The organism is Barnesiella sp. CU968, from assembly GCF_905219685.1.
Lineage (GTDB): Bacteria > Bacteroidota > Bacteroidia > Bacteroidales > Muribaculaceae > Lepagella > Lepagella muris_A.
The window spans coordinates 1-6,639 of record NZ_CAJMXD010000156.1; the positions used below are offsets into that span (position 1 = coordinate 1).

At 47.1% G+C, this 6,639-nt stretch carries 6 protein-coding genes; 5 read left to right on the plus strand and 1 reads right to left on the minus strand.

Features of this window, described 5'->3' with window-relative positions; all coding sequences use genetic code 11:
• The 5 genes from JX312_RS07385 to JX312_RS07405 form a co-directional block, all read left to right on the plus strand.
• The coding region (locus tag JX312_RS07385) for an Rpn family recombination-promoting nuclease/putative transposase (RefSeq protein ID WP_204457556.1) at nucleotides 1-805 on the plus strand (805 nt) is incomplete at its 5' end.
• Between the two features lie 156 nt (nucleotides 806-961).
• Nucleotides 962-1,939, plus strand: coding sequence for a glycerophosphodiester phosphodiesterase family protein (locus JX312_RS07390; RefSeq protein WP_204457557.1), 978 nt, complete (start codon nucleotides 962-964; stop codon nucleotides 1,937-1,939).
• 10 nt (nucleotides 1,940-1,949) lie between these two features.
• Nucleotides 1,950-3,320 (plus strand): MFS transporter, encoded by a 1,371-nt coding sequence (locus JX312_RS07395; RefSeq protein ID WP_204457558.1) that lies wholly within the window; start codon nucleotides 1,950-1,952, stop codon nucleotides 3,318-3,320.
• Nucleotides 3,321-3,431: 111 nt separating this feature from the next.
• Entirely contained in the window at nucleotides 3,432-3,797 is a 366-nt protein-coding gene (locus JX312_RS07400; RefSeq protein ID WP_204457559.1) for a hypothetical protein, read from the plus strand.
• Nucleotides 3,797-5,023 carry an anaerobic sulfatase-maturation protein gene (locus tag JX312_RS07405; protein WP_204457560.1) on the plus strand — a complete coding sequence of 409 codons (1,227 nt, stop codon included), beginning with the start codon at nucleotides 3,797-3,799 and terminating at the stop codon, nucleotides 5,021-5,023. Before JX312_RS07400 ends, JX312_RS07405 begins: the two co-directional genes overlap by 1 nt.
• Nucleotides 5,024-5,061: 38 nt before the next feature.
• Here the strand turns inward: JX312_RS07405 and JX312_RS07410 are convergent, their stop codons facing one another.
• The gene (locus JX312_RS07410; protein WP_239653849.1) at nucleotides 5,062-6,519 is read right to left on the minus strand and encodes an alpha-N-arabinofuranosidase; all 1,458 of its coding nucleotides are present in this window, start codon (nucleotides 6,517-6,519) and stop codon (nucleotides 5,062-5,064) included.
• Nucleotides 6,520-6,639: the final 120 nt, after the last annotated feature.

Genomic DNA, 6,639 nt, shown 5'->3' on the forward strand with positions numbered 1-6,639 from the left:
AAGTCTAGAAGACAGGGCTATACTATATGATATAGTATGCGAGACCCAGTCCGGGCATAGGTTTATTGTGGAGATGCAGCGTCAGCCGCAACCTTATTTCTTCGGTCGCTCGATATATTACGTGTCAAGGGCTATTTATGAGCAGGGACTTAGAGGAATTGAAAGAGAAAAAGACAAATGGGATTACGGTCTACTGCCGGTAATAGGTGTTTTCTTCTGTGATTTCCATGTCCGTGAACTTGGAAAAGAACTTGTTCAGCACGTACGTCTTTGCGATACCGCCACTAATAAACCCGTTGGCAATCTTATGCGTTATGCATTTATACAGTTGCCGATGTTTCGTAAAAAGGAACATGAGTGTTTGACAGAGTTCGATAAATGGATTTATATACTTAAAAATATGAGCAAAATGCAGACTATGCCGTTTACTTCACATCGCGACATATTTGAACGCTTGGCAAGTGTAAGCAATGTCGCAGCTCTAACTCCGGATGAACGGAGACAATATGATTATGACGTAAAGAAATCACGAGATTATCACGCTGAAATGGGATATGCACGTGCAACCGCCCGCGCCGAAGGACTTGCCGAAGGACGTGCTGAAGGACTTGCCGAAGGACGTGCTGAAGGACTTGCCGAAGGACTTGCCGAAGGACGTGCTGAAGGACGTGCCGAAGGACGTGCTGAAGGACGTGCCGATGAAATAAAGAGGATTGCGAGCAACATGAAGCATATGGGGATAAGCGTGGAAACAATAGAATCTATCACCGGCTTGTCGGTGACAGAGATAGATAATATCCAATAATCTCGTCATATTGTGAAAATGCGTATTAGGCTCCATTTACTCAATGGAGCCTAAAATTTTATGTTATATTTTCAGAAACGAAAGTAATTTGCTATATTTGCGGCACGAAACGAAATTGGTTTGTGATAAAACCAAAACGCAATTAACCTATACATCATGAAAAAGATTCTGTCAATCGGCTTACTGTTGCTTTGCTGCTTGCCGATTTATTCAAAAACGAGAGCGGAAGAAATTCGGGAAAGACTTTTGTCGAGAGACTCTTCCAAGGTTTTTGTAGCTTCCCATCGCGCTGACTGGCGTAACTGGCCTGAGAATTCATTGCCGGCAATCAACAGTGCTATCGAAATGGGGGTGGATATAGTTGAAGTGGATCTTCAGTTGACAAAAGACAGCGTGTTGATCATCATGCACGATGCAAAACTTGACCGTACCACTACCGGCAAGGGTAAAATCTCTGAAACAAATTATGCCGACATACAAAAACTTCGCCTTAAAAATGGAGTAAGTATCTATACGCGTCATAAGGTTCCTACTCTTGAGGAGGTGCTGAATCTTGCCAAGGGTCGTGTGATGCTCAATCTTGACAAGGCAGACAGATATTTCGATCTTGTGCATTCTATTGCCAAAAAGACGGGAACTGAACGTCAGCTCATCATGAAAGGTCGTAAATCAGCGAAAGAAGTCAAGGATGAATATGGAGAATATCTTGATGAAATACTTTATATGCCCATAGTTCATCTTGATGACCAGAAAGATTTCCGACAGAAATTCGATGGAAAGGACACACCTCTGCCGGAGGTCACGCCTGAGAAGATAAAAGCGTGTCAGGATACCGCCCGTAAAGAAATCGCCGACCACCTGAAAGTGTTGAAACCCTGCGCGTTCGAATTGCTCTATGCCACTGACAGGAATGAATTGCCTTTCAAGCTGAAAAAAGAACTCAAGGGTAAGGCTCTGATTTGGTATAACTGTCTGTGGGATACTATGGCGGGTGGACATGATGATGATGCCGCCATGGAGGATATAAACAATGGTTATGGTTTTCTGATTGACCGTCTCGGCTGCAATATAATACAGACGGACAGACCGGCAATGGTGCTGGAATATCTCCGCAAACGTAAGTTGCACGAATAAAAAAACAGTTATGGAAACAATAGATACATCTACACGGAAGCGGAGTCTGCTACAGCGAGTAATTGATTTCTACAGTATTTCATCTCCCAATTATGACAGCACTACGCCCAAGGAGCGGTTCAACCGCATCCGTCTTGCCACGTTTATATCAGCCACATGCGGATATGCACTTTATTATGTCTGCCGTCTGAGCATGAACATAGTGCGCAAGCCTATAGTCGAAAACGGTCTTTTTACGGAGACTGAGCTCGGTATCATAGGTTCGTGTCTCTTTTTCGTCTATGCTGTGGGAAAGATGGCTAACGGTTTTCTTGCCGACCGCTGCAACGCACGTCGGTTTATGGCAACGGGACTATTGCTGACAGCCATAGTGAATCTGCTGCTCGGGTTCTCGAACATGTTCATAGTATTTGCCGTGTTGTGGGGACTCAACGGCTGGTTTCAGTCAATGGGTGCGCCTGCGGGTGTCGTATCGCTCAACCGCTGGTATGACAACAAAGACCGCGGTACCTATTACGGAATATGGAGCGCGAGCCACAACATAGGAGAGGCAGTGACTTTTATTACAGTCGCCGCACTCGTAAGCTGGGCAGGATGGCGATCCGGTATGATTGGCGCCGGAATAATAGGCATACTCGGATTCGGAATGCTGTTGCTTTTCATGCGAGACACACCTCAAAGTCTCGGGTTCATGCTCAATCTGAAAACCGCCACTGCCGAATCTTCGAAAGCTGCCGAAACGGAAGATTTCAATAAAGCGCAGAAGGCTGTTCTCAAGAATCCCGCCATATGGATTCTTGCCCTCGGTTCTGCGTTTATGTATATCAGCAGATATGCCGTCAACTCATGGGGAGTGTTCTATCTGGAGGCGCAGAAGGGGTATTCCACGCTTGATGCAAGCCTTATCATCTCCATAAGCTCTGTATGTGGAATCGTAGGTACGGTTGCGTCAGGTTTTATCTCCGACAAGGTTTTCAATGGTTCACGCAATGTGCCGGCACTCGTATCGGGGCTTATGAACACACTGGCGCTGTGTCTGTTCCTCCTTGTTCCTGGAGAGCATTTCTGGCTTGATGTCACGGCAATGGTGCTCTTCGGTCTCGGCATCGGTGTGCTGATCTGCTTCCTTGGCGGTCTTATGGCAGTGGATATCGCGCCCAAGGCAGCCGCAGGTGCTGCACTTGGGGTTGTAGGCATCGCCAGTTATCTTGGTGCCGGATTGCAGGATGTGATGAACGGTATACTTATCGAAGGAAACAAGACCGTGGTCAACGGCACGGAAGTATACGACTTCTCGATGGTAAACTGGTTCTGGATCGGATCGGCATTCCTGTCGGTGATACTTACCGCGCTTGTATGGAATGCCAAACGGAATGATTGATCCAAACTTATCCATAAATAAAACGTTGAAATAATATAACCCGAAATTGTAGAAAGCGGAGACGCCAAATGCGTCTCCGCGCATTTAGACAACTCATTAAAACAGATTGTTATGGAAGCGATGAAAAGACTTTATATAGTAAGCTTCGGCGATTCCCGCAAATATCGTGTGGAATTTGAAGATGTAGCAAATGTAGACCCATTTCACCATACCAACCCTCTTGCCTCTGTCGAGGCAGATATAAGTGAATATCTCGAAGGTTTTTTCCCCGGAGAATCTCTTGCTTATTTCGATACCCCGAAAGTTACCGAAGTATACTGGAAAGACCGTGCCGAATATGAGTCCTATCCTGTGCTTGATGCTGCAGCGGTGAAGGATATTGAGGCAGAGTTGAGAAAAGAGGTTGAAAACAGAGAAGATCAACAGCGTCTTGATTGCAACGCTCCATATGCGGAAATAAATTCCGAATTGAAATAATGGACGGGATGCAGCTTCCTTTTGCGAAGCCACTGTATGTGATGACAAAGCCTGTCAGCTCAATGTGTAATCTGAGCTGCAGGTATTGTTATTATCTGGAGAAGGCTAATCTATACAGAAACGAAGACAAGGCAGGACGCTTCACAATGAGCGAGGACCTGCTTGAGCGTTTTATCCGCGATTATATAGAGTCGCAAACAATGCCTCAGGTTCTTTTTTCATGGCACGGAGGGGAGGCTCTGATGCGCCCTCTGTCGTTCTATAAACGTGTGGTTGAACTTCAGAAACGTTATGCCCGTGGAGTGCAGATAGACAATTCTATACAGACCAACGGCACTCTGCTCACAGACGAATGGTGTGAGTTCTTCCGTGAGAACGGCTGGCTTGTGGGTGTGTCGATTGACGGTCCGCAGGAATTTCACGACGAATATCGCCGCAACAAAATGGGTCAACCCTCATTCCGCAAGGTGATGCAGGGTATAAATTTGCTTAATAAGCACGGAGTGGAATGGAACGCTCTTGCGGTGGTTAATGATTTCAATGCAGACTATCCACTTGATTTCTATAACTTTTTCAAAGAAATCGGCTGCCGTTATATCCAGTTCACACCGATTGTGGAGCGATTCTACCCTCATAAAGACGGGCGGCATCTCGCCTCGCCGATGGATAACGGAAAAGTGCCTCTTGCGGATTTTTCAGTGTCTCCGGAGCAGTGGGGAGAGTTTCTTGTCACTCTTTTCGATGAATGGGTCAAGGAGGACGTGGGAAAATACTTTATTCAGCTTTTTGACGCCACTCTTGCCAACTGGGTGGGTCAACAGCCGGGTGTGTGCACTATGGCGCGGACATGCGGACATGCCGGGGTAATGGAATATAACGGAGATGTATACAGTTGTGACCATTTTGTATTTCCTGAATACAAACTCGGCAATATAAGAACCCACACCCTTGTGGAGATGATGTATGGCGAGCGTCAGCAGCAGTTCGGCATGGACAAATATGCGAAACTCCCCGCGCAGTGCAAGAACTGTGAGTTCTTGTTTGCCTGCAACGGGGAGTGTCCTAAAAACCGGTTTGCCTTCACAGCCGATGGAGAACCCGGTCTGAATTACCTGTGTTCCGGCTATAAACGCTATTTTCGTCATGTGGCTCCATACATGGACTTCATGAAGCAGGAGCTTGAAGCCGGGAGACCTCCTGCAAATGTGAACGGAATGCGTTTTTAGAGCATGTTTCTAAAAACAGTCTAAATTTAAACCGTTTCTTAGCCGAGAGTCAGAGTCACGATGCTTTTTGCGGGGAGAGTTACAGTAAGCTTTCCCCGTGATTGTTTCCACCCTTTTGCAAAGGGCTTGAGAGTAATGGTCTCAGGATGTCCGAAATCATTATAGTCGTTGATTCCAGCAGAGGTCAGTATCTCTCCGTTTATGTTCTTTGCTGATATCCCTGCGAGGTCTATGGTGATTTCAGCAGTCTCATTCAGATCTGTATTCACGAGTGATATGGTTGTCTTTCCGTCTTTTACGGAAGCTGTGGCATCGACCACAGGCACCATTCGTCCATCGCGGGCGCGAATCATGGGAGTCGCCACATTGAGAGGAAGCAGTTTTGCATCCTGATGTGGCACATACATCTTGAAGAGATAGTATGTCGGAGTAAGAACCATCTTGTCGTCTTTTGTGAGCACCATAGACTGCAGCACGTTTGCGATTTGCGCGATATTTGTCATTTTCACGCGGTCTGTGAAGCGGTGGAAAGTGTTGAGACTGAGAGCCGCGACCATGGCGTCGCGCATTGTGTTCTGCTGATATAGATGGCCGGATTTTGTTCCCGGCTCTTCGTCCCACCATGTTCCCCATTCGTCAACAAGCAGTCCGATGCGCTTCTTGGGGTCATATTTGTCCATGATGTCGCAATGACGTTTCACAACATCCTTTATTTCGAGACATTTGCCGAGCGTCCAATAATAGTCTTCGCTGTCGAAGTCGATGGCAGATCCTTTGCGTCCGGACCATCCTGTCACAGTGTAATAGTGGAGCGAAATGCCATCCATATGGTTGCGGGCATTCTTCATCAGAACTTCCGTCCAGTTGTAGTCATAGTCGCTGGCGCCTGAAGCTATCTTATATAGCCGGTTGCCATTGAAGTTGCGGCAATATGTCTGATAGCGGCGATATACGTCCGCATAATATTCCGGGCGGAAATTGCCGCCGCACCCCCAGCTTTCGTTCCCGACGCCGAGGTATTTGAGTTTCCATGGCTTTTCGCGTCCGTTCTGTCTGCGCAGGTTTGCCATGGGTCCCTCTTCTGCGGTGATGTATTCCACCCATTTTGCGAGTTCTTCAACCGTTCCGCTTCCAACGTTGCCGCTGAGATATGGCTCGCATCCGAGCATTTCGCAGAGGTTGAAGAAATCGTGAGTGCCGAAAGAATTGTCTTCGACAGTGCCTCCCCAGTTGGTGTTTACCATGCGCGGACGATTCTCTTTGGGACCGATGCCGTCCATCCAGTGGTATTCATCGGCAAAACATCCTCCCGGCCAGCGCAACACGGGTATCTTAAGTTCTTTAAGAGCGTTCAATACATCAGTGCGGTATCCGTTTGTATTCGGTATCGGTGAATTTTCGCCGACCCAAAGACCGCCGTATATGCATGTTCCGAGATGTTCTGCGAATTGCCCGTAGATTTCTTTAGCGATTATCGGGCTTTCTTCAGAAGGCAAGAGTGTGACTGNAGCTTCATTTGCTCCCAGAACTGGGAAAGATGCCAATGCTGCTAATGCTGTCTCTTATACACATCTCCGAGCCCACGAGACCAGAGAGGATCTCGTATGCCGTCTTCT